We start from the raw sequence: 21,933 nt of genomic DNA, 5'->3' as shown, positions 1-21,933 counted from the left end.
CATGACCATCGGCCTTTACTTCGGATCCTTCAATCCAATCCACACCGGTCACCTCATTATCGCATCACACGTGCTAAACGAAGGCAGCGTTGATAAAGTCTGGTTTATGGTGTCCCCGCAAAACCCGTTCAAGCCATCCGGAACACTCCTCAACGAATACGATCGCCTGCACCTGGTGCAGAAAGCCATTGAAGGCGACGACCGCCTTCGGGCATCCGAAGTGGAGTTCGCACTTCCCCGCCCCTCGTACACGGCCCACACCCTGGCCCACCTCGCCGACAAATACCCGACTCACCGCTTCCGCATCATCATGGGCAGCGATTCCTTCCAGAACATTACGAAGTGGAAGAATGCCGAGGCAATTATCCGCCACTACCCCATCCTGGTTTATGAGCGCCCCGGCTTTCCCGTAACGGAAACACACGGCGCCGATGTACAGGTACTGCAGGCGCCGCTTCTCGAAATATCGGCTACGCATATCCGTAAGTTGGTACAGGAAGGAAAGTCGATCCGCTACCTCGTTCCCGAAACGGTGGCAGAGGAAATCGCGGCGAGCCGCTTCTACGCGAAGTAGCCAAGCAGCAGGCAACCGGCAACCAGCACCGGCGATACCACGCGGGTAAACTGCAGCAATAAAAAGGTAGCGACGATCACCGCCACATTGAGCAGGCTTCGACTATGCATGTCGAACAGCGAAACGTCGCGGGCAATGAAGAAGGTCGCGGCGATCATGATACCGACCACCGCAGCATTGATGCCTTCGAGCGACCGGTAAATGGCCGCGTATTTTTTGAGGTTGTTCCAGATCGGGAAAAAGAAAAGCACCATCAGTGCACTCGGCAGAAAAATAGCCACCGTGCCGATCACGCAGCCCAGCACCTGGTGACCCGGTCCCTCGTCGCGCAAAGCCATCCCACCCGTAAACGAACCAATCGAAAATACCGGCCCCGGCATGGCGCGCACCAACCCGATACCCGTCATCATCTCCTCTTTGTCGATACGGATCGCATGAGGATTTTTTGCCAATACCGCCGAATCGTTGGGACGCACCGAAAACTGCTCGTACATCAGCGGCATCAGCACGTGTCCGCCTCCGAAGACGAAAGAACCCATGCGATACATATTCTCGAAAAGATTAATGGGTTTCCGGTCCGGCCAATCGTTCTTGCGCGCCGCCTCACTGAGAACCCCCGCGAAAATAAATATGATGGCAAACAACCATATGTTCCACCACTTGATCTTTCGAGGCTTGACCTCCCGTTGCGGGATACGCTTCCGACTGAGGTTGGTGGCCGCACCGCTCAACAGAATCAGCGACGGGAAGATCCACGGGTACTGGAAAAAATAATACGTAAGCGCGGTACACAGCAACATGATGATCCACGTGATCGTATTGCGCACCGACTTATTGAACACCGCAACCGACGCATAGGCCAGGAAGCCAATGGCCATCGCGGGTATGAACTTGAAAATGTCGGTGTGCATCGAGCTCCGGTCGACGTAGGGAAGCAGGAAAGAAAGCGCGCCCATCAGCACACAGGCCGGAAGGATCCAGACCAGCAAGGTAAGGACCGCCAGCACCACTCCTCCCCGCTTGTAGCCGATCAGCGTAAGCGTTTGCGTAGAGGAAGCACCCGGGAGAAGACTGCAAAAGGCATTGTACTCGAGCAGCTCCTCCTCCGTTACGTACGGAGTTTGCCGCACGAATGTTTTCAGCATCATGGCCATATGTGCCTGCGGACCTCCTACTGCCGTTAAGGCGTGCAGGAATACCGCTTTCAGAAAAGGAATATGGCGCAGCAACATGAGGGGCTAAATTAACGAAAAGGCCTAAGTATCTTTCCCATACAAAACATGCACATGAGCCGTACCCGCCTTCTTGCCCTTTCGTTGTTGCTGTGCGTAACCGCCGGAGCCCAGGATCGATTCAGTGCAGCGATCGAGAGCGGCGTTCAGAAAATCGAAAGCCAGTGCATTCAATGGCGCCGCGACCTGCACGCCAACCCCGAACTGGGCAGCCGCGAAACACGTACCGCGAAGATCATCGCAGCACATCTTCGCGCCCTCGGACTCGAGGTACAGGAAGGCGTGGCGCATACCGGCGTGGTCGGCATCCTGCGCGGAGGCAAACAAGGTGCGGTCGTGGGCTTGCGCGCCGACATGGACGCACTCCCGGTGACCGAGCGTACATCGGTTCCGTTTGCATCGAAAGTAACGACACAATACAACGGGCAGGAAGTTGGTGTGATGCATGCCTGCGGCCACGACAGTCATGTGGCGATGTTGCTGGCTGTAGCCGATGTACTTGCGCCGCTGAAAAAAGATCTTCCCGGAACAGTGAAGTTTATTTTCCAGCCCGCCGAAGAAGGAGCCCCCGCCGGTGAAGAAGGGGGCGCAGCACTCATGATAAAAGAAGGCGTGCTGGACAACCCGAAAGTGGATGCCGTATTCGGATTGCACATCAACGCACAAACGCCCGTAGGCCAGATCCGGTATCGCCCCGAAGGAATGATGGCCGCGGCCGATTGGTTTCATATTACCATCAACGGGAAGCAATCGCATGGCGCGCAACCCTGGCTTGGAATCGATCCCGTCGTTATCGGCGCACAGATCATCAACGGGTTACAGACGATCGTAAGCCGGCAGTCGGAGCTGACGAAAAACGCGGTCGTGATTTCAACGACGATGTTTCAGGCTGGTGTCCGCGAAAATATCATCCCCGAAAAAGTAGTGCTTGGCGGAACGATCCGTACGCTCGACAAAGACATGCAGCAGGATGTATTCCAACGCGTGACCCGCACCGCCGAACATATCGCCGAAGCATCCGGCGCCACGGCTACCGTAACCTTTGAACACAAAACATTGGTGACCTACAACGATCCGAAGCTCACGGAGCAATCACTGCCTTCGTTGCGCAAAGCCGCCAATGGCAACGTGCACCTGATGGAAGCCGTCACCGGCGCAGAAGATTTCTCGTTCTTCGGCGACAAGGTCCCCTCCTTCTTTTTCTACCTCGGTGGCATGGCCCCGGGCACCGATCCAAAGAACACGGCAGCGCACCACACACCGGATTTCTATATCGATGAAGGCGGCTTCAAAACGGGCATCAAGGCATTCTGCTACCTCGTGACCGACTACCTTATGGAAGCCCAGAAAAAATCAAAGTAGTGTTAGATGAACTGTGAGCCTTCGCTACCTGATATTCGTTGCAGGAATTACTTGAACACCTGGTAGGCGATGAAGCTCATGACGTAGGCTATGGCCGTCATGTAGGTGAACTGGATGATGGGCCACTTCCAGGTTTTCGTTTCGCGGCGCACCACAGCGAGCGTACTCATACACTGCATCGCAAACACGTAGAAGATCATCAGCGATACGCCGGTGGCCAGCGTAAAGAGCGGCGTACCATCTTCCTTCTTTGCATCGCGCAGCTTTTGACTCAGGCGAACCCCCTGGTCGTCTTCACCCACACTATACAAAGTGGCCATGGTACCCACGAACACTTCACGTGCGGCGAACGAGGTAATGAGTGAAATGCCGATGCGCCAGTCGTAGCCCAGCGGCTTGATGGCCGGCTCGATGGCCTGGCCGAGTATGCCCGCATAGGAGGCCTCGAGCTTTGCGGCTTTATAGTTCGTCCTGATCTCGTCGGCAGATAGCTTGTGCTCGGTAAGCGCCCGCTGGTGCTGCGCTTCCACGGCATCCATACGTCGGGCCGGACCGAAGGTGCTCAGCGCCCAGAGTGCAAGGCTGATGACCATGATCACGCGACCGGCATCTGTAACGAAGATCCGCGCCTTCTGCACCATGGTGGTACCTACGTTCTTCCAACGCGGCGCGCGGTAGATGGGTAACTCGAGAATAAAGAAGCTCTTTTCGTTGATACGGATAAATTGCTTCGCCACCCACGATACGAAGAGAGCCATCGATAATCCAAGCAGGTAAAGGCTCATCATCACCAAACCCTGGAGGCTGATGAAGCCTAAATAATAGGTGTTGGGAATTACCAATCCGATAAGGATCACATATACGGGAAGACGCGCCGAGCAGGAGATCAGCGGCGTAACCAGGATGGTGAGCAAACGTTCCTTCCGGTTTTCGATCGCACGTGCACTCATGATCGCAGGCACGGCGCAGGCAAAGCCGGAGATGAGCGGCATCACGCTTTTACCATTGAGACCAACCGTGCGCATCAGGCGATCGGTTAAAAAAGATATGCGCGCCATGTAACCCGTGTCTTCAAGCAGTGTGATGAGACCGAAGAGGATCATGATCTGCGGAACGAACACCATGATACCGCCAAGACCGGCGAGCACACCATTCACCAGCATGTCGCTGAACCAGCCGTCGGGAAGTGCTTTGGAGAGACTGCCGCTGGCCCAGGCAAAGGCGCCATCGATCCAGTCCATCGGAAACTGCGCCAGCAGGAACACCGACTGGAACAACAGGAAGAGTACAGCCAGGAGAATAAGGTAGCCCCACTTGCGGTGCAATAATATATTATCGAGCCTGTCGGTGAAAAGCGATTGCTGCCGCGGATCGGGCTCGGTAACCGAAGCCGCCATCACGTGCTTGATGCGCGTATAGCGCTGCATAATCTCGCTCGCCTGTGTGCGCGTGTGGTTGAACTGGTGCTTCTCCTCGATCTGCTCGATTCCATCCTGCAGGCTTTGCGGGAGGTCGAACTGCTCGTGGTTGATCAGGTAATGGATCGCCGAATAATCGCTCACCTCGGGAAGGAGCGCCTGAACGTCGCTGATAGCGGCACCGGCCAGTTCGCGGTGATCGATGAAATCGCGGGCGGGCACTTTGTAGGCCTGTGTTGCCGTCAGCTCCATGGCCTTGAGCAGTTGCGGGATGCCTTTGCTTTTGCGCGGGTTGACGGCGATGACCGGTACACCGAGCTCCCGCTCCATTTCGGCCAGGTCGATCTCGATGCCTTTGCGGCGGGCAAGATCCACCATGGTAAGGGCGAGCACCACCGGCTTCTTGAGGTCGATGATCTGGGTACAGAAAAGCAGGTTGCGTTTCAGGTTCGAGGCGTCCACTACTACGACAAATACATCGGGCTGCACTTCGGGGTCCTGCCCGATCAGCACGCGGTAGCTGACCCACTCGTCAAGACGCTTCGGGTACAGGCTATAGGTTCCGGGAAGATCGATAATGTTGGCGTTGTACTGGCCGGAGAGGCGGAGGGATCCGGTCTTCTTCTCCATGGTGACGCCCGGGAAGTTGCCTACCTTCTGGTTGAGGCCGGTAAGGCAGTTGAATAGCGAGCTCTTTCCACTATTAGGATTCCCGACGAGGGCAATATGTACGGTCCGTTGCGCCAAAGTGGCGCAAAGTTAACCCCAACGGTACGGCCTATTGTTACGATATAGGGAGTTTTGCAAAAGCTTAGGGCGAAATAAAGTTTGAAGTTTGTGTTTTGGCGTTCGTTCCGTGCAACCGAAAGGCGTCAAAAAGCTGTCCCATAGATATTGGGGCCAGAGCCAGCCGGCACCCTTCGAACAAACCTTTCAGAACCCCAAGAACCTTAAGAACCCGAAGATCGTTACCCCTTACTTTTGTCCTGTCCCCCTAAACTTTTACTGATGCGCTTGTACCTGCTGCCCTTACTGGTCCTTTTGTCGGCCCCCGCCTTTGCCCAAAAGACGCGTAAAGAGGACGCCGAGATCGCCGCCAACCTCCGTCGCCACGTAACCTTTCTCAGCTCCGACGAACTCGATGGACGTCGCACCGGTACGGAGGGCGAACGCCTGGCCGCCGAATACATCATGCTGCAGTTCGGCAAGACAGGGCTCCAGCAAAAAGGCAGCGACGGGTTTCTCCAAGCTTTCGACGTCCCCGCAGGACTGAAGGTGCAGGGCACGCAGCTGCGGGTGAACGGCAAGGACCTCGTGCTGAACGACGAATATTTCCCCCTGGCGTGGAGCGGCAACGCGCAGGCGAAAGGCTCGCCGGCCATTGCACTACAGGAGCAGGGCTCGCCCTGGTTCCGCGATATCAAAGAGCTGCTGGAAGAAAATGCGGGCAACCCGCACTTCGACCTTCAGGATACACTTCACAAGCTGGCCGCAGCCGTGAAGAAGCGCGGCGCCACCGCCCTCCTGTTATATAACAGCTCCTCCATCGACGACAAGCTGGCCTTCGACCCGGCCGACCGAAGCCCGCGCGCCGAGATCCCCGTACTGTACATCCGCAAGTCGGCTTTTTCCAAACACCTTGCCGATGAAAGCGCTTCACACGAAGTGACACTGGTGACGCAGGTAACGGCGCAAAGCCGCGAAGGGCATAACGTGATCGGGTATATCGACAATGGCGCTCCGAACACGATCGTGCTGGGCGCGCATTTCGATCACCTTGGCCATGGTGAAGACGGCAACTCGCTGTACCGCGGCGACTCGGTACGCATTCACCGTGGCGCCGACGATAACGCGAGTGGCACGGCCGCGCTTATTGAGCTGGCACGCCTCCTGAAAGCATCGAAATACAAGAACAACAATTACCTGTTCATCGCGTTTTCGGGTGAGGAGCTCGGTCTCTTCGGATCGAAGTATTTCGTGGAGCATCCGACCGTAGACCTGAAGTCTGTGAACTACATGATCAACCTCGACATGGTAGGACGCCTCAACGATTCGTCGCACCTGCTGCAGGTGGGCGGCTACGGCACCTCTCCTACCTGGGGCGAGTTGTACAGCCTCACGGGAAAGAAAGCGTTAACCGGCAGTGGTCTTGCGTATCGCTTCGACAGCAGCGGTACCGGGCCAAGCGACCACACCTCCTTCTACCGAAAAGACATACCCGTGCTGTTCTTCTTCACCGGCATGCACAGCGATTACCACCGCCCGACCGATGAAGCCGACAAGATCAATTACAGCGGCGAAGTGCAGGTGCTCCGTCATGTGCTCAGTCTCGTGCAGCATACCGATCCTGCCGGGAAACTGGCCTTCAGCAAAACGCGCGAAACGCAGATGGGCACCTCGACACGCTTCAGCGTTACACTTGGCGTCATGCCGGACTATACCTTCAGTGGAAGCGGCATGCGCATCGATGGTGTAAGCGACGGACGTCCGGCTCAGAAGGCCGGGCTGATGGCCGGCGACATCATTACAGCCCTCGGGCCACACAAGGTGACTTCGCTCGAAAGCTATATGCAGGCGCTCGCTACTTTCAAAAAAGGAGAAAGCAGCACCGTTACGTACCTGCGGCAGGGAAAAGAAGCAACGACCACCGTACAATTCTAAACCGACAGCGACTGATGGCACAGATGAAACTCGTGTTGGACCATAGGGAAATGACCGATAGCTTTTTCGAAGACACCAGGCTTCTCGGCATCATGGCGCCCATCAAGGACTACAGCTTCTGCTGGAACATCAACCAGGCAATGGGCATCGACTTCCGTATCAACAACGAGATCGAGATCCAGCTGAAGCGCAAGAACCGCGACTACTTCTTCACCGTATTCGAATACGTGCAGCCCAACACAAGCCTCGTGCACTACCTGTACAACAACCAGTACGACGGTGAGTACCTGCTGCCCGAGTTCCGCCACCTCGACTTCCTCTGGCTGTTCAAGGGCGACCCCGTTAGTGACAACGAGATGGATACGGTGATGCAAACGATCCGCGGCATCAAGGGTGTGCAGCTGGTGGTGGAGATGACCAACGAACAGATCAAGAACAAGGAACACCTGGTGTTTTGATGTAGGATCGCTGATCTCAGATCCCGGATGTAGAATTTCAGATTTGCTATACCAATAAACCATTTTTTATGTGGGAAGAATCGGGAAATGCACTGTACCGCAAATACACCTTTAAAGACTTCAGCGAAGCCTTTGCCTTTATGACACGCGTGGCGCTGCTGGCGGAATCGCAGAACCATCACCCGAAGTGGACCAACGTTTGGAACACGGTTGAAATGTGGCTTTCGACGCACGACGCCGGCGACGTGGTGACCGACAAAGACCGTAAGCTCGCAAAAGCGATCGACGCCTTGCTATGAGCGCAGCCGCCGACACCGTGCTGATGATTCGCCCGGCTTCCTTCCGGTTTAATGAGCAAACCGCGGTGAACAATCACTTCCAGCAACGAACCCGTATTTCTACGGAAGAAACACAGGCGCGTGCGCTTGCCGAATTCGATGCGGTAGTAAAACAGCTGCAGCAAGCCGGCGTGCAGGTGCTCGTGGTGGAAGACACGGCGGAACCGGCAAAACCGGATGCTGTTTTTCCCAACAACTGGCTGAGCACGACCACCGACGGGCGCATACACCTTTACCCACTCTTCGCGCCAAACCGGCGCCCGGAGCGACGCAGCGGCATCATCGCCCTGCTGCAGCGCCTCTTCGACGTACAGCGGATCAACGACTGGACCTTCCTCGAAGCGCAGGATGTTTTTCTTGAAGGAACCGGCTCGATCGTATTTGACCACGCGGGACGGACGGCCTATGCAGCACTATCGCCCCGCACAAGCCGCGAGGCGCTTCTGCTGGTCGCGAATGCACATGGTTACGAAGCCGTTGCCTTTGATGCTGCCGATGCGAAGGGAAGACCACTGTATCATACCAACGTGCTTCTTGGTATCGGCGACCGCTTTGCCGCCGGCTGCAGCGCAGCCTTCACCGATCAACAGGAACTCGACCGGGTACGCGAGGCCTTAGCGCAAAGCGGGCATGAATGGATCGACCTCACGTTTGCTGAAATGGAAGCTTTCGGCGCCAACCTCCTGCAGCTGCAGAACCGCAGTGGGAGCCGGCTGATCGTGGTAAGCGAAACGGCGCTGGCCGCCTTTCGTCCGCAGACACGCGCAAGGCTGGAGCAATACGGAACGTTGCTACCCGTGAGCGTGCCCACAATCGAACAGGTAAATGGTGGCAGCGTGCGCTGTATGCTTTGCGAGATCTTCCTGCAGCCTAAGCCCTGACGAAGAGCCGCTTCTCCCCTGCCGCCGTAAAGCGACCGATGGGTGTTGCGTACGCGCCTTCTTTTTCCAGGATAGCCCTGATGGTATCGGCGGCGTCGGGTGCCACGGCTAAGAGCAAGCCGCCATTCGTTTGCGGATCGGGCAACAGGTTGAAGGCTTCCATCACATTGACACCTTTCTCAAACTGCACCTCCTTGTTGTAGTTGTTCCAGTTGCGGAACGTTGCATCGGGTATCGTGCGCTGCTGCAGGTAACTGTCAAGACCTTCGATTTTCGGGAGCGCGCTGTAGTGCAGCTCCGCGCCGAGGCCGGAGCCTTCGGCCATCTCGAGCAGGTGACCCAGCAACCCGAAGCCCGTCACGTCGGTGAGCGCATGCACGCCGGGCTGCTGTCCGAGCACTCGTCCCACCTTGTTGAGAAGAGTCATCTGCGCGAGCAGTGGCGTATAATGCGCCTCATCGAGCAAGCCCCGCTTGAGTGCCGTGGAAAGCACGCCGACGCCCAGTGGCTTTGTGAGAAAAAGGATATCGCCTTCCTGCGCGCTGTTGTTGCGCTTGAGCTCCGATTGTTTTACGCGACCTGTAACCGCCAGGCCGAATATCGGCTCGGACGAGTCGATGGTATGGCCACCTGCGAGCGGTATTCCGGCTTCCTTACAAACGGCCCGCGCGCCGGCCAGCACCTGCTGCGCCGCACTGACGGGTAGCTTCTCCACGGGCCATCCCAGGATGGCAATGGCGAGCAGCGGGCTTCCGCCCATCGCATACACATCGCTGATGGCGTTGGCGGAGGCAATACGTCCGAAGTCGAACGGGTCGTCGACGATGGGCACAAAAAAGTCGGTGGTGGAGATGATGACTTCTTCGCCGTCGAGAAGCCAGGCGGCAGCGTCATCGTTGCTTCCGTGGCCCACGAGGAGCGAAGGAAACGACTCCTGTGCCGGTCCTTGCAGGATCTCCTGGAGCACCGAGGGCGCGATCTTGCAACCGCAGCCGCCGCCTTTAGAAAACTGAGTAAGCTTGAGTGGAGTAGCTTCCATCATTCATTTTTTTGGATCAGGATGCGCGCATTCGTTTGCAGGTCGGCGCTGAAATAAACCGGGTAACGGGCTTCGCTGGTTTGCACAATGAGAAGGCCGGTGTTCGGCGGAAGCGTACCGAGATTCTCCGCTAGCAGCGACAACTCGTTGATACCCGGCTTCAGCGGTACGGTATATCGAAATGCATTTTCACTGAGCTTGATGTGCTCTACCAGCGCCACCCCGTTGAGGTATACACTGACGCTGTCGCCATCCACGAGTCCATTATCGTAAAGCGTGATCTGTACAGTGTCGGCAGTAGCACGGAGTGTTTGAACCGTTTGGGTTTTCCGCTCGGTAAATGTGAGCGGCCTGATCAGCTGCGGCGCGGCGGGCGCGGCGGCGGGCGGGAAGCGCTCGCGCAGCTTGGCCACGAGTGCCGATGAGGAGCTGTCGCGCTTCTTGCGTAGCGCCAGCGTGCCCGTTGCGGGTGCCCAGTTGCGCGTGCGGTTGGTGCTCCAGCGACCAACGAGCGAATCGACAGGACCGCCGTAGGGTATCGAGAACAGCGATGTGCGGCGGATGCCTTTCGGTGGTGGCGTCGGGAAATTATTCTCGAGCATATCGCTCTCCTCGATGACGAGCTTGCCCGCCTTTACGAGTCCCTTCACCTTGCGAAAACCGAAGTGCATGCGGTTATCGAGCACGAAGGTGGTGTGTGCGTAGCCGCTCACCTTGCCGCCTTCCTCGGTGATGGAAAGCTCGTATTGCTGCACGAGGCCGGTGGAATCATTGCGAAGCGTGCCGCTGTAAAGCCCGGTGACTTCCTGGCCAAAAGCCGGGGCAGCACAAAGGAGCAGCAACAGGTAGAAGAGGTGTTTCATAGTGCGGAAAGAATTAGGGCTGCATTGTCGCGCGTGACACCGGGCGCTGCGATCGTGGTCAGCGAATGCCCGGACTCAGCGCGGCTGTGCAGTCCCTTAAGGTACAATTTATCGTAATAACGAAGCAGGATGGAGAAGCAGGCGTGAAGGTCTCCTTCCCCGATATGCTGCAGCGCAAGTTTCGTATCGAGGCCGCCGAGCCGCTTGCTGATGCGGCTGATGGAATCGGCAAGACCTTCTTTATCGTGCACGCCGTATTCTTCAACAATGCGGTTGAGCCGGCTTTCGAAGGGAATATCGAGGAAGGACAACGGGGCCTTGCGGATCGTTTCCCAAAGTGTGTGCGGGATATGGCGCTGACCGATTCGCTGGCTTTCGTCTTCGATCCAGATCCGCGCAGGTGAAGCCGCTTCGGCTGCATCGAGTGCAAGAGCCAGCTCATTTTCGAAAGCTTCCTGCGTGGGTTGCGCCGGCATGCCGAAGCTGCCGAAGGCGGAACCTTTGTGGCGGGCCAGGCCTTCCAGATCAATCACCGTTTCGCCAAGCTCGCCGAGGCGACGAAGCAATTCGGTCTTGCCGCTGCCGGTATATCCACCGAGCACGCGGAACGGATACGCGTGCGTAAAGCGATCGAGCACCCAGTTGCGAAAGGCCTTGTAGCCACCGTCGAGCACGTGTACCTCGAAGCCATAAAGATCGAGGAGCCAGGATACGGCGCCGCTGCGCATACCGCCGCGCCAGCAGTAGAGATAGACAGGTGCGTTGCTTCCGAGGCCACGCGCACGGGCGGCGCGCTCCACGATTTCGACCATCGCGCGCATCTTCGGGCCGAAGGCATCGAGACCGATCTTGATGGCGTGCTCGCGGCTCACCTGCTTGTAGGCTGTGCCCACCTGCGCCCGCTCGGCATCGCTGAAGAGCGGCAGGCTCAGTGCGCCGGGAAGAAAGGCATGCGCGTACTCGCCCGGCGAGCGGACGTCGAAGAGCAATGCGTCTTTCGAAAGGCGGAGAAATTCCTGGATAGGGTGGCGGGATACAGGCACGGCAGCAAATATCGTGAATCGTCAATCGTCAATCGTGAAAGCCTGACACCCGATTACGGACGAAGAGTTGGCTAAGCCAGTCTTTCAATGTAGCAGCGCACCGCGCATTGCCGATTCACGATTGACGATTCACGAAAAAGCCCCGACATCACTGCCGGGGCCTCGTGGTTAAGGGTGAAGCGATTAATGGCCGGTTTTCACCTTGCCGTTATCGGCATTGTACTTTACTTTATCCCCTGTCTGCTTGTCCTTGAGCTTGATGTCGCCATCTTTGCTGGTCTTGACTTTCACGTCCTTGTCTTTGACTTTATTGCCGTTATCCTTCACCTTCGTTTCGCCATTGGAGCTCATGTCTTCCGAACCGGTGCTTCCGGTTCCTGTTGTGTCGTTCATCGAGCTCATATAACGCTGGTCGTCCTGGGCCCAGCGCTGGTCATAATTGACCCAGTTGTCATCGGTAGCGCTCTTGTACTGGAGCGTATTGTTTTCCATGCGGGCTTCGCCTACCCGGTTCCAGGTGTCGCTGTCGGCACTGTATACCCACCAGTTGCGGCGGTCTACATAGCGCCACACGGGCTGGTTGGTCTCTTCGTTAACGGCGCGGCGTGTCGTAGCGTCGTAGCGGATCTTGATGGGCTTACCGGATTTGGGATCGAGGTAGTTACCGGCCTGGCTGTTTACCCGGAATGAGTCGGCCATTGCGGCATAATTGCCCGAGCTGGATGCGTTTTCCGTGGTAGTAGTGGTGGTTGTGGTTGTTGCGGTGGTATCGGTGTTGGTGCCGTTAGTACCATTGCCATTGCAGGCGGAGAGCGTCGCCACGAAGGCTACCATGCTCAGCCATTTAACTTGTTTCATCTTTCGTTTGAGTTTGATTCACCTCAACACTGCAAAAATGGTTCCTGTCCGGCTTCATGGGGCGAAGAAACCACAGCGCTACACATGAGGTAGACGCCACAAAAAAGCCCCTCACGGGGCTTTCCTTATCTTCTTTTCGCTTTCGGAGCGTTCGAGGCACCAGACCTTCAGCCGTTCATCGAAGCCAGGAACTCTTCGTTCGACTTCGTGCCGCGCATCCGGCGGAGGAGCTCGTTCATCGCTTCTTCCGCGTTCATATCTGTGAGGTACACACGGAGCAGGTTCATCCGCTGCAGCACATCGCGATCAAGGAGGAGATCGTCGCGGCGGGTGGACGACGCAACGAGGTCGATGGCCGGGAACACGCGCTTGTTGGCGAGGCGGCGGTCGAGTTGCAGTTCCATGTTGCCGGTACCCTTGAATTCCTCGAAGATCACTTCATCCATCTTGGAACCGGTGTCGATCAGCGCGGTGGCCAGGATGGTGAGCGAGCCGCCATTCTCGATCTTACGGGCAGCACCGAAGAACTGCTTGGGCTTCTGCATGGCGTTGGCTTCAACACCACCGGAGAGCACTTTACCGGAAGCTGGTGCTACGGTGTTGTGCGCACGGGCGAGGCGGGTGATGGAATCGAGCAGGATCACCACATCGTGGCCGCACTCAACGAGGCGCTTGGCCTTGTGCAGGGCAACGGTCGAAACCTTCACGTGTTTTTCGGCGGGCTCATCGAATGTCGAGGCAATTACCTCGGCACGCACGGAGCGCTCCATATCGGTTACTTCCTCGGGGCGCTCGTCGATGAGCACTACCATGAGGTATACTTCGGGGTGGTTGGCGGCGATGGCGTTGGCCACTTCTTTCAGCAGCACCGTTTTACCCACTTTGGGTTGCGCCACGATAAGTCCGCGCTGGCCTTTACCGATGGGGGTAAAGAGATCCATGATGCGCGTGCTGTACTGGTTCGGCGCCATGAAGAGATTGAGCTTCTCGTGCGGGAACAGCGGCGTGAGGTACTCGAACGGAACGCGGTCGCGTACTTCCTCGGGACTCTTTCCGTTAATGGTTTCCACCTTCAGCAGCGCGAAATATTTCTCGCCTTCTTTCGGAGGACGCACGGTGCCATACACGGTATCACCCGGCTTGATGCCGAACAGCTTGATCTGCGACGGCGATACGTACACATCATCCGGCGACGACAGGTAGTTGTAATCGGAAGAGCGCAGGAAGCCGTAGCCATCGGGCATCATCTCGAGCACGCCTTCACCGATCACCTGGCCGTCGAACTCGACGTTGAACGGATTGTTGCGCTCCGTCTTCTGGAAAAATTTATTGATGTTGGGCGCGGAGATCATTCGCTCGGGAATCTGCGGCTCCGGCTGTCCCTGCTGTTGTTGCTGTCCTTGTCCCTGCTGTTGCTGCTGTTGTTGTTGTTGTTGCTGGTGCTGCTGTTGTTGCTGTTGCTGGGAAGGTGCTTGTGTGCTGTTGCCGTTGGGTGCCTGTGCCTCCGCGATGGCGGCATCGGTTTCCATGGGCAGCTCACCCTGCGGTGTGTTCGGCTCGTTCTTGCGGGGGCGGCCACGCTTGGGACGCTCGGCGTTGGCGCTGCGATCGGCGGCGGGACGCTGTTGTTGCTGTTCTTCCTTGGGGCGCTGCTCTTCTTTCTTGGGAGCGGCGCTGGCCTGCGCATTGGCGGGGCGCTCGGCCTGGGGAGCTGCGGCACGTGCGGCATTGCCTGCTTCGTTGCGGCTGTTGGCCGGGCGGCGGCCGCGGCGCGGTTCTTCGGCAACCGGCTCTTCGGCGGCTGCGGAGGTATCTTCTACAATTGCTTCTTCGTTCGTGTTGGCAGTTGTTGCTTTTACGATGCGGGTACGGGCGCGGCGCGGCGACTTGCTGTCATCTTCGACGCCTTTCTGGGCCGGGCTGGCGGTAAGCGCCTGCTTGTCGAGGATTTTATAAATGAGGTCCTGCTTGCCTAATTTCCGGGCGTTGTCGATCTTGAGACTTTCGGCAACGTCGAGCAATTCAGGAACGAGCATGTCGTTCAACTGCAAAATGTCGTACATAGGGATGCTTGAGTTTTAGTCACACGGCTAAAGGGAACCGATGGCGTGAATGATTTCTTTTGATAGGTTTTGAATCGAATCCTTGGGGGAAAAAACCAGGTGTCGGGAGGGTTGCAGGAAGGACTCCTAACTGGATTCTGCTGCAATTTTACAGCGAAAACAGGGAAACCAAAAATTTTCTTCGTGCGATACTGTTGGGGTACTCACAAAAATTGCCGGCCTTCGGACGGCTTACTGTGCCCCGGCACTGCGGCTTTTTGACCCGATTCGCCGCTGTATTCGTGAATCGTCAATCGTGAATCGTGAATGGCTGACGCCACAAACGGAAGAACGGATGCCAAAGGCATCCGTTCTCCTTACCGCGCATCGCGAATTGACGATTCACGATTGACGATTCACGAGTCCAAATGCTCATCAAATCAGCCCGGCCTTCGCCGAGATCTCCAGCATCCGGTCGAGGGGACGCTTTGCGGCAAGGCGCATTTCCTCGTCCATGAGGATCTCCGGTTGCTCGTATTTCATGCAGAGATAAATCTTCTCCAGGGTGTTGCGCTTCATGTGCGGGCAGTCGTTGCAGGCGCAGTTGTTGTCGGGTGGCGCGGGGATGAGCGTTTTGGAAGGGGCCTGTTTGGCCATCTGGTGCAGAATGCCGGCCTCCGTGGCCACAATGAAGCTCTGGTGCCCGCTGCTCTTCACATAGGCCAGCAATTGCGTCGTAGAGCCGATAAAGTCGGCAACGCGGAGGATGGGCTCCTCGCATTCGGGGTGGGCGATCACTTTAGCCTCGGGGTGACGCACCTTGAGGCGCGTGATCTTTTCGAGCGAGAAAATCTCGTGCACCATGCAGGCGCCGTTCCAGAGCAGCATGTCGCGGCCCGTCGTGCGGTTGATCCAGCCACCGAGGTTCTTGTCGGGGGCGAAGATGATCTTCTGGTCTTTCGGGAACGACTCCACGATGGCCTTGGCATTGCTGGACGTGCAGATCACATCCGTCAGCGCCTTGATGCCGGCCGAGCAGTTGATGTAGGAGATCACGATATGGTCGGGGTGCTGGTCGCGAAACTTTTTGAACAGCGGCGGCGGGCAGCCTTCGCTGAGCGAGCAGCCGGCCTTGAGGTCGGGGATCACGACCTTGCGCGACGGGTTGAGGATCTTGGCGGTCTCGGCCATGAAGTGCACACCGGCGAAGACGATCATGTCGGCATCGGTCTTCACTGCCGCCTGGGCAAGGCCGAGGGAGTCGCCGATAAAATCCGCGATGTCCTGGATATCGGGCTCCTGGTACAGGTGCGCCAGGATCACGGCATTTTTTTCCTTCTTGAGTTTTTCGATCTCGGCAAAGAGGTCGAGCGACGGGTCGATCGGCGCGTCGATAAATCCTTTTTCGAGAAGCTCGTTTTCCTGCGCTATCAACATTTCTTCCGGCATATAATAACTTATATTATTCCTTATTTATTTAAAAAGAGCCTACTACTATTACGGCTGTGGATTTGGGGATAACCGTAACGCCGTTTTCGGGGACTGCAAAAATGCTGCGGTTATACAGCGCTATCCACCATTTATCCCCAGCAAAGTTATCGAGGGACGCTTCACGCAGGCGCTTTTTCACCATCCTGTGGATAGGGGCTATGTGAAATCCGGCAACGACACATGCATTTTTTTCGGGTTGTGAATGAGTGCGGGATAAGTTGCGGAAAACCCACAGCGTTCCCGGGGCCGGCTCCGGCTGTCCCGGTTGTTCGACCCGCGTACACGTTTCACCAACGCGTTCCACGGGGGTTATGCCCGGGTTTTCCACGGTTATCCACAGCGAAAAAGTGAGCGGTGAATGGGTGAGCGGTGAGCGGGGGAAAGTGGTTCTGGAGGTTCTGATGGTTTTGGAGGTTTTAGGAGGTTTTGGAGGTTTTAGGAGGTTTTGGGGGTTTTGAGAGGTTTGGATGGTTTGCTTAACCGGGCTTGCGTACGCCATTGTGGATATTGGGCAAAAAAGATCTTTTTAGTTCTTCTTCCAGCCCGGTAGCTGGTCAAAAAAAAAATACCAGGCCTTCCCCTGCCCCGGTATTTTGAAAAAAAGATCTTTTCAGGCGTTCCCCTACCCTGTCGGAAGGCCAAAAAAGATCTTTTTGGAGGTTCCTCCGTCATGGGGCTACCGGAAGACGATGTTTATTGTCTGTCTCCTACCAGCTACTCGCTCACTGCTCACTGCTCACTGCTCACCGCTCACCGCTCACCCCTTTTTCACCGATGCGGGCTCAGGCCTCGGGCCCCAGGGCCCGCGACTCGTCGAAAAGCCCGAAAAAACGGCCCGTATAGCGGTTTTCCACAATTTGTTGATAACCCCCTAAACCCCTATTTTTGCCCACCTATATAAATAAATACCGAAACTCCACCTATGTCAGTCATTCAGAACATCAGGGACAAGTATGCACGTGTGATGGTCATTCTCATTGCGGTGTCCCTTATCGGCTTCATTTTAATGGATGCCTTCTCGAGCCGCAGCAGCCTTTTCAGCGGCAACTCCACCACGGTTGGTAAGATCAACGGGAAGAAGGTCGATTACGTCGACTTCGAGAAGAAGGTCAAGATCCAGGAAGAGCAGTACAAGGCCCAGGGCTACGACATGGGCGAAGCCGGCCGCCAGAACCTCATTGAAGGTGTGTGGAATTCGGAGATCTCCGAAGCCCTCCTCGCCGACCAGTACCAGCGTCTGGGCATCACGGTGAGCAACAAGGAAATGAACGACTTCCTCTTCGGTTCCAACCCGCCGCAGGATCTTCGCCAGCGCTTCACCGACTCCACCGGCCAGTACAACGGCGCCGCCGCGCAGCAGGCCGTTAACCAGATCAAGAAGTCGGGCAAGCCCGAAGACAAGGAGCAGCTCGCCAACTACTTCGACGGCATGCGCAACCAGCGCGCCATGGAAAAGTACATGTCGCTCCTCAACAACAGCATTTACCTGCCCAAGTGGCTCGTGGAAAAGCAAAGCGCCGACGACGCCCTGGTGGCCCGCACCTCTTATGTAGCGGTTCCCTATACGTCGGTGTCCGATTCCGCCGTCAGCGTAAGCGACGCCGAGATCAGCCAGTATATCAAGAAGCACAGCAACGAGTTTGAGCAGACCGAAGAAGTCCGCAACATTTCCTTCGTACTGTTCCCCACGGTTCCCTCCTCCGCCGACAGCGCCGACGCCCGCACGGCGCTCGCCCAGCTGAAGCCTGCTTTCGACACGGCGAAAGACGTGGAGCACTTCCTCACGGTCAACGGCAGCCCGCTGCCTTACTACGATGGTCTTATTAATAAGACGGCCATCCAGCAGCCCAATAAGGATTCGATCCTCGCTGCCGGTGTTGGCGTTACCTACGGACCTTATATCGATCCGACGCAGCGCGGTGCCTACATGGTACTGTCGCGTATCATCGAAGCCCGCCCCATCCCCGATACGGTTAGCGTGCGTCACATCCTGATCGGCACCGTTCGCCAGGACCCGCAGAGCGGCCAGCAGATGCCGATCCGCGACGACAGCACCGCCCGTCACCTCGCCGACTCCGTTCGCAGCCTCCTCGCTGCCGGCCAGTCGTTCGACTCACTGGTAGCCCGCTACTCCGACGACGCCGGCAGCAAGGCCAAGGGCGGTCTCTACGAGAAGATCGTTGCCAACGGCCAGATGGTGGGCCCCTTCAACGACTACGCCTTCACGCACCCCGTGGGTGAGGTTGGTATCGTGAAAACACAATTCGGTTACCACATCATGGAAGTTCGCTCCGCAAAGGGCTCTTCCACCGGTTACAAGATCGCGTACCTCGCCCGCCCGGTTGAGATCAGCTCCGAAACCGAGAACGCCGCCAACACGGCCGCCTCGCAGTTCGCCGCCGACAGCCGCAGCATCGAGAGCTTCAACCAGAACTTCGACAAGAACCTCCGCAGCAAAGGCCTCAACAAGCAAACCGCCGACCTGAAGGCCCTCGATTTCAACATCGCCGGCGCCGGCACTTCGCGTGAGCTCGTTCGCGATGCCTTCAAGGCAAGCAAAGGCGACGTGCTGCAGGTGCAGCGTGTGAGCAACGGCTACATCGTAGCTGCTGTAAACAGCATCAGCCCCGCTGGTCTGCAAAGCGTGGCCCAGGCCCGCGGCGCACTCGAGCCCGTGCTTCGCAACAAGAAGAAGGCCGAGCTGATCAAGAAAAACATCGGTGCCGTATCGACCCTCGAAGCGGTTGCCTCCAAAGTAAATGTACCCGTGGCCACGGCCGACAGCGTACACTTCAACGGCAACAACAACGTGCTCGGCTTCGAGTACAAAGTGATCGGTGCTTCCTTCAACCCCGCCAACCGCGGTAAGGTAGCCGGCCCCATCGAAGGCCAGGCTGCGGTATACGTGATCCGCGTCGACAACGTGAGCGCCACCGCCACGGCTGCCGCCGGTCTCGACCAGCAGCGCGCCCTGCTGATGCAGAGCGCCCGCCAGCGCGCTTCGCAGGCCAATCCCATCGAGGCCCTCAAGAAGGCCGCGAGCATCAAGGATTACCGCGCCAAGTTCTTCTAAGCGTTAAAGTACGACATAGGAAAAAGGCCCTCCAGTAACTTTGGGGGGCCTTTTTGTTGAATAACGAATATCGAACCGAGGAATATCGAATATCGAATTGGTTTCGACCGCCTCGCTCCTTCCTCGTTCCCTTCGTTATTCGTTATTCAATATTCGTTATTCGATATTCAATTGGCTATGCCTGATAATACTCCCGAGACATTCGTCAATAAAGTTGCCGCTTCCGGCATCCTTACGCTCGACCTCGAGCAATACCTGCCCGCGGCGCCAATCGCCTCCTTCGACCTGAAGGACCACCTCTTCATGGGGCTTATCCTGAAGGAAAAGGATTTCCGCGAGGCGCTGAAGCAAAAGGACTGGAGCGAATACGCCGGCAAGTATGTAGCCATCGTTTGCAGCGTCGACGCCATCATCCCGGTGTGGGCATACATGCTGGTAACGACGTACCTGCAGCCCGTGGCACGCACCGTGTTCGTGGGCAGCGAGGCCGAGCTGTACAAGCACGTGGTGCTGCAGAATATCGACGCCATCAACGCCGCCGATTACGACGGGCAGCGCGTGGTGATCAAAGGCTGCGGCGACGTGGCCATCGAGCCCTACGCGTATACGGCCATCACGCAGAAGCTGCTTCCCGTGGTCAAAAGCGTGATGTACGGCGAACCCTGCAGCACGGTGCCGGTGTATAAAAAGAAATAGTCTGCTAATCTGCGAATCCGAATGCTGCGAAAATTTTCCCCCTTGCTGTTTATGCTGGCCGTTGCCTGTAATTCGTCTGATAAGCAGGACACGCCGCCGGCGCCCGATACACTTGTAGCGAAAGCCCACGACCCGGTGCCCGTGCCGGAGCAGGCCACGCAACTGACCGCGCTGTTTTCGGTGATGAAGGGTGTCGATGCCTCCTTTGATCCGAAAAATTTTCCCGCTTTCGCGGAGGATGGGCAGCTGCAACCCGATACACTGCGCTTCGACCCGACGGAGTTTGCACAGTGGAAGCCCTGGCTGCTTTTCAACGCCGACAGCAGCCGCGCCATCGACCTTGTATCGTATAATTACAGTATCGCTCAAAAGAACAGCCGCCCAGTGCTCGAGGGCGCCGGCCCGGATATGGAGATCGCCGTGCTCGACAACCGCAGGGGCACACGCCGGCAACTGCTCTTCGGAGGCCCGGGAACGCTTAGCCTCGATGCCGCATGGTCGGATCCGAATACCGTGTTGCTGGCGCTCGCCGAAGTTGAGGGAAAAGACAGCAGCGGCAACTACCGGTACCACGTTGTGCTGCATAAGTACGACCTGCAGGCCGATCGCAAATGGACGAGCCGCTACCCGCGCCTCCTCAGCGGCAACCCCGCCGACCTGGTGCAACGGAATTTCGAAAAGTAGCCCGATTCACCCTTCGATTGCGCTCACCCTTCGACTTCGCTCAGGGTGACAGTGGGGTAGTTTACCACCAGCTACTAGTAGCAGACCAGCAGACTAATCCATTAGCAGATTATTAAAACCAGCCCCTTCTCCGGAACACGCGGATCATCCATAGCGGGATGAAAAGCATAAGGCCTACGGAGATAAAGAAGCCCCACTTGTTGTGGAGCAGCGGTATGCGCTCGAAGTTCATCCCGAAGATGCCGCCGATGACAGTGGCCGGCGCCAGCAGGCAGGTTACGATGGCCATTACCTTCATCACCTCGTTCATTTTGAGGTTCACGTTGTTGATGTAGAGATCCTGCATGCTCGTCATCACATCGCGGTAGTTTTCGGAGAGGTCGGCGGCCTGTACGATATGGTCGTGGACATCCTTGAAATACTTCTCGGTGCTTTCGTCGAGCAGGCTGCTTTCGGAGCGGATGATGGCGGCAAGCAGGTCGCGCACGGGGAGGATGTTGCGCTTTAGCACAATGAGCTCCTTGCGGAGACGCGTGATGTGGGCCATCGATACCGGCGTGGCGTTGCGGATCACTTCTTCCTCGAGCTCCTCGATCTTTTCGCCCAGCTGCTCCATCACCAGGAAATAGTTGTCGACGATCAGGTCGAGCAGCGAGTAGCACAGGTAATCGGCGGGCCGCTGGCGCAGCTTGCTGTTGGCCATGTGCAGGCGGTCGCGCACGGGGTTGAACACGTCGCGGGCCGGGTCTTCCTGGAAGGTGAGCACGAAGTTGGGCCCCAGCACCACCGACACCTGCTCGGGCTCCACGGCTGATTCTTCCTTGTTGAAGTAAAGCATGTTGAGGAGGCAGTAGAGCACGCCGTCGACCTCGTCCATCTTGGGCCGCTGGTTGCAGCTCAAAATGTCTTCGGCAAGAAGCGGGTGAATGCCGAAGTGGCCGCAGATGCTTTCCACATCGGCCTTGCGGATACCGTCGATATTGATCCAGGAAATAAGGTCGTCTTCCTTGCAGTAAAAAACGTCTTCGACGTTTTCAAACTGCTGCACGTCGAGCGTTCGCTCGTTGTAATTGTACACGGAGATGTGCACGCGCTCCACGGGCTTGCGCTTATATTCCACGGTGGGATTCACCTGGAGGATCTCCTTGGTGCGCTCGGTGCCGAAAAGGGCGTCGGGTAGAATAAAACGGAGGTAGTCGCGCGGGGCCATAGGGAGAAAA

At 57.0% G+C, this 21,933-nt stretch carries 18 protein-coding genes; 9 read left to right on the top strand and 9 right to left on the bottom strand.

All coding sequences use genetic code 11. The features are described from left to right. Position 1 precedes the first annotated feature (1 nt). Positions 2–574: a nicotinate-nicotinamide nucleotide adenylyltransferase gene (gene nadD / locus ACYU7Z_RS11690; protein WP_460570637.1), complete on the top strand. Its 573-nt coding sequence runs from the start codon at positions 2–4 to the stop codon at positions 572–574. Here nadD and chrA read toward each other — a convergent pair. Beyond that, the gene (gene chrA, locus ACYU7Z_RS11685; RefSeq protein WP_460570635.1) at positions 562–1,806 is read right to left on the bottom strand and encodes a chromate efflux transporter; all 1,245 of its coding nucleotides are present in this window, start codon (positions 1,804–1,806) and stop codon (positions 562–564) included. The two genes, nadD and chrA, sit on opposite strands and share 13 nt — an antisense overlap. Positions 1,807–1,860: 54 nt before the next feature. Here chrA and ACYU7Z_RS11680 point away from each other — a divergent pair, with 54 nt between their 5' ends. Next, positions 1,861–3,168 (top strand): amidohydrolase, encoded by a 1,308-nt coding sequence (locus tag ACYU7Z_RS11680; protein ID WP_460570633.1) that lies wholly within the window; start codon positions 1,861–1,863, stop codon positions 3,166–3,168. A 47-nt stretch (positions 3,169–3,215) separates the two neighbouring features. Here ACYU7Z_RS11680 and feoB read toward each other — a convergent pair whose 3' ends face one another. Beyond that, positions 3,216–5,333: a ferrous iron transporter B gene (feoB, locus tag ACYU7Z_RS11675; protein ID WP_460570631.1), complete on the bottom strand. Its 2,118-nt coding sequence runs from the start codon at positions 5,331–5,333 to the stop codon at positions 3,216–3,218. Between the two features lie 261 nt (positions 5,334–5,594). On the opposite strand from feoB, the gene ACYU7Z_RS11670 reads away from it, so the two are divergent. The 4 genes from ACYU7Z_RS11670 (at position 5,595) to ctlX (ending at position 8,924) form a co-directional block, all read left to right on the top strand. Next, on the top strand, positions 5,595–7,247 hold the full coding sequence (locus ACYU7Z_RS11670; protein WP_460570629.1) for a M20/M25/M40 family metallo-hydrolase: 1,653 nt from the start codon (positions 5,595–5,597) through the stop codon (positions 7,245–7,247). Between the two features lie 14 nt (positions 7,248–7,261). After that, positions 7,262–7,705 carry an IPExxxVDY family protein gene (locus ACYU7Z_RS11665; protein WP_460570627.1) on the top strand — a complete coding sequence of 148 codons (444 nt, stop codon included), beginning with the start codon at positions 7,262–7,264 and terminating at the stop codon, positions 7,703–7,705. 68 nt (positions 7,706–7,773) lie between these two features. Beyond that, positions 7,774–8,004: a 4a-hydroxytetrahydrobiopterin dehydratase family protein gene (locus ACYU7Z_RS11660; protein WP_460570625.1), complete on the top strand. Its 231-nt coding sequence runs from the start codon at positions 7,774–7,776 to the stop codon at positions 8,002–8,004. Further along, a complete protein-coding gene (gene ctlX, locus ACYU7Z_RS11655) occupies positions 8,001–8,924 on the top strand; it encodes a citrulline utilization hydrolase CtlX (RefSeq protein ID WP_460570623.1) in 924 nt (307 codons plus the stop codon). The genes ACYU7Z_RS11660 and ctlX overlap by 4 nt, the downstream gene beginning before the upstream one ends. Here ctlX and selD read toward each other — a convergent pair. The 6 genes from selD to nadA form a co-directional block, all read right to left on the bottom strand. Beyond that, the gene (gene selD, locus ACYU7Z_RS11650; RefSeq protein ID WP_460570621.1) at positions 8,914–9,963 is read right to left on the bottom strand and encodes a selenide, water dikinase SelD; all 1,050 of its coding nucleotides are present in this window, start codon (positions 9,961–9,963) and stop codon (positions 8,914–8,916) included. The two genes, ctlX and selD, sit on opposite strands and share 11 nt — an antisense overlap. Next, the gene (locus tag ACYU7Z_RS11645) at positions 9,963–10,826 is read right to left on the bottom strand and encodes a hypothetical protein (protein ID WP_460570619.1); all 864 of its coding nucleotides are present in this window, start codon (positions 10,824–10,826) and stop codon (positions 9,963–9,965) included. The genes selD and ACYU7Z_RS11645 overlap by 1 nt, the downstream gene beginning before the upstream one ends. Further along, complete coding sequence (gene mnmH / locus ACYU7Z_RS11640) at positions 10,823–11,869, bottom strand: tRNA 2-selenouridine(34) synthase MnmH (RefSeq protein WP_460570617.1); 1,047 nt, start codon at positions 11,867–11,869, stop codon at positions 10,823–10,825. The genes ACYU7Z_RS11645 and mnmH overlap by 4 nt, the downstream gene beginning before the upstream one ends. A 183-nt stretch (positions 11,870–12,052) precedes the next feature. Further along, entirely contained in the window at positions 12,053–12,727 is a 675-nt protein-coding gene (locus tag ACYU7Z_RS11635; protein ID WP_460570615.1) for a hypothetical protein, read from the bottom strand. A gap of 167 nt (positions 12,728–12,894) precedes the next feature. Then, on the bottom strand, positions 12,895–14,790 hold the full coding sequence (rho, locus tag ACYU7Z_RS11630; RefSeq protein ID WP_460570613.1) for a transcription termination factor Rho: 1,896 nt from the start codon (positions 14,788–14,790) through the stop codon (positions 12,895–12,897). Positions 14,791–15,204: 414 nt separating this feature from the next. Then, positions 15,205–16,218, bottom strand: a complete 1,014-nt coding sequence (nadA, locus tag ACYU7Z_RS11625; RefSeq protein WP_460570611.1) for a quinolinate synthase NadA — start codon at positions 16,216–16,218, stop codon at positions 15,205–15,207. Between the two features lie 964 nt (positions 16,219–17,182). On the opposite strand from nadA, the gene ACYU7Z_RS11620 reads away from it, so the two are divergent. From ACYU7Z_RS11620 to ACYU7Z_RS11610, 3 genes are all read left to right on the top strand, one after another. Continuing rightward, the gene (locus ACYU7Z_RS11620) at positions 17,183–19,333 is read left to right on the top strand and encodes a SurA N-terminal domain-containing protein (RefSeq protein ID WP_460570609.1); all 2,151 of its coding nucleotides are present in this window, start codon (positions 17,183–17,185) and stop codon (positions 19,331–19,333) included. A 177-nt stretch (positions 19,334–19,510) separates the two neighbouring features. Next, positions 19,511–20,029 carry a DUF2480 family protein gene (locus ACYU7Z_RS11615; protein ID WP_460570607.1) on the top strand — a complete coding sequence of 173 codons (519 nt, stop codon included), beginning with the start codon at positions 19,511–19,513 and terminating at the stop codon, positions 20,027–20,029. Between the two features lie 42 nt (positions 20,030–20,071). Continuing rightward, a complete protein-coding gene (locus tag ACYU7Z_RS11610; RefSeq protein WP_460570605.1) occupies positions 20,072–20,713 on the top strand; it encodes a hypothetical protein in 642 nt (213 codons plus the stop codon). A gap of 112 nt (positions 20,714–20,825) precedes the next feature. On the opposite strand, the gene corA is transcribed toward ACYU7Z_RS11610, so the two are convergent. Beyond that, positions 20,826–21,923 carry a magnesium and cobalt transport protein CorA gene (corA, locus tag ACYU7Z_RS11605; RefSeq protein WP_460570603.1) on the bottom strand — a complete coding sequence of 366 codons (1,098 nt, stop codon included), beginning with the start codon at positions 21,921–21,923 and terminating at the stop codon, positions 20,826–20,828. Between the last annotated feature and the right edge of the window lie 10 nt (positions 21,924–21,933).

The sequence above is a fragment of the Flaviaestuariibacter terrae genome, assembly GCF_054777635.1.
This window is presented reverse-complemented; position numbering and strand designations above follow the sequence as displayed.

What these genes read in the sequence shown, in the direction of transcription:
- nadD (WP_460570637.1), top strand. Translation starts at nt 2, where the DNA reads ATGACCATCGGCCTTTACTTCGGATCCTTCAATCCAATCCACACCGGT.
- chrA (WP_460570635.1), bottom strand. Translation starts at nt 1,806, where the DNA reads ATGTTGCTGCGCCATATTCCTTTTCTGAAAGCGGTATTCCTGCACGCC.
- ACYU7Z_RS11680 (WP_460570633.1), top strand. Translation starts at nt 1,861, where the DNA reads ATGAGCCGTACCCGCCTTCTTGCCCTTTCGTTGTTGCTGTGCGTAACC.
- ACYU7Z_RS11670 (WP_460570629.1), top strand. Translation starts at nt 5,595, where the DNA reads ATGCGCTTGTACCTGCTGCCCTTACTGGTCCTTTTGTCGGCCCCCGCC.
- ACYU7Z_RS11665 (WP_460570627.1), top strand. Translation starts at nt 7,262, where the DNA reads ATGGCACAGATGAAACTCGTGTTGGACCATAGGGAAATGACCGATAGC.
- ACYU7Z_RS11660 (WP_460570625.1), top strand. Translation starts at nt 7,774, where the DNA reads ATGTGGGAAGAATCGGGAAATGCACTGTACCGCAAATACACCTTTAAA.
- ctlX (WP_460570623.1), top strand. Translation starts at nt 8,001, where the DNA reads ATGAGCGCAGCCGCCGACACCGTGCTGATGATTCGCCCGGCTTCCTTC.
- selD (WP_460570621.1), bottom strand. Translation starts at nt 9,963, where the DNA reads ATGGAAGCTACTCCACTCAAGCTTACTCAGTTTTCTAAAGGCGGCGGC.
- ACYU7Z_RS11645 (WP_460570619.1), bottom strand. Translation starts at nt 10,826, where the DNA reads ATGAAACACCTCTTCTACCTGTTGCTGCTCCTTTGTGCTGCCCCGGCT.
- ACYU7Z_RS11635 (WP_460570615.1), bottom strand. Translation starts at nt 12,727, where the DNA reads ATGAAACAAGTTAAATGGCTGAGCATGGTAGCCTTCGTGGCGACGCTC.
- rho (WP_460570613.1), bottom strand. Translation starts at nt 14,790, where the DNA reads ATGTACGACATTTTGCAGTTGAACGACATGCTCGTTCCTGAATTGCTC.
- nadA (WP_460570611.1), bottom strand. Translation starts at nt 16,218, where the DNA reads ATGCCGGAAGAAATGTTGATAGCGCAGGAAAACGAGCTTCTCGAAAAA.
- ACYU7Z_RS11620 (WP_460570609.1), top strand. Translation starts at nt 17,183, where the DNA reads ATGTCAGTCATTCAGAACATCAGGGACAAGTATGCACGTGTGATGGTC.
- ACYU7Z_RS11615 (WP_460570607.1), top strand. Translation starts at nt 19,511, where the DNA reads ATGCCTGATAATACTCCCGAGACATTCGTCAATAAAGTTGCCGCTTCC.
- corA (WP_460570603.1), bottom strand. Translation starts at nt 21,923, where the DNA reads ATGGCCCCGCGCGACTACCTCCGTTTTATTCTACCCGACGCCCTTTTC.